Below are 670 nucleotides of genomic sequence, written 5' to 3' on the forward strand. Positions count from 1 at the left end.
ACGGCACCGGCACCGGCGCCCCGGCGGCGCCGACGGTCGAGATTACCGAAGATGCCAACGATGATGGTTACATCAACGATGACGAGCTGGACGGTCAGGTGGACATCACCATCACCCTGGGCGCGGGTACGGCTGTGGGTGACACCATTGTGGTTACCGACCAGGATGGCAACACCCTGTTCTCCGGCCCGGTCACTCAGGAGATGCTGGATAACGGCCTTGACCTCAGCATTGACCCACCGGCCACCGGCACCACGCTGGAAGTGACCGCCACCATTACTGACCCGGCGGGCAACAGCGCACAAGGCAGCGACTCCGCCACCCTGGATTACGGCGTGGGCAGCGGCGCACCGAGTGCACCGACTGTAGTCATTGATGAAGATGCCAACAATGATGGCCTGATTAATGATGCGGAGCTTGATGGCGACATCAACATCACCGTCACTCTGGGCGCAGGGACCGCCGTGGGCGATAGCCTGATTGTCACCGATCAGGATGGCAATGCGCTGTTTAACGGCACTGTGACCCAGGACATGCTGGACAACGGCGTGCCGGTCACCATGACCGCCCCGGCCACTGGCACCACCATCACAGTGACCGCCACCGTGACCGACCCGGCGGGCAACACCGCCAATGGCAGTGACAGTGCGACACTGGATTACGGCGACAG

At 62.4% G+C, this 670-nt stretch carries 1 pseudogene; it reads left to right on the forward strand.

Features of this window, described 5'->3' with window-relative positions:
* A pseudogene (locus GMA8713_RS27900) lies at nucleotides 1-670 on the forward strand (hypothetical protein); the annotation flags it as partial.

It is taken from the genome of Grimontia marina, assembly GCF_900060185.1.
GTDB lineage: Bacteria > Pseudomonadota > Gammaproteobacteria > Enterobacterales > Vibrionaceae > Enterovibrio > Enterovibrio marinus.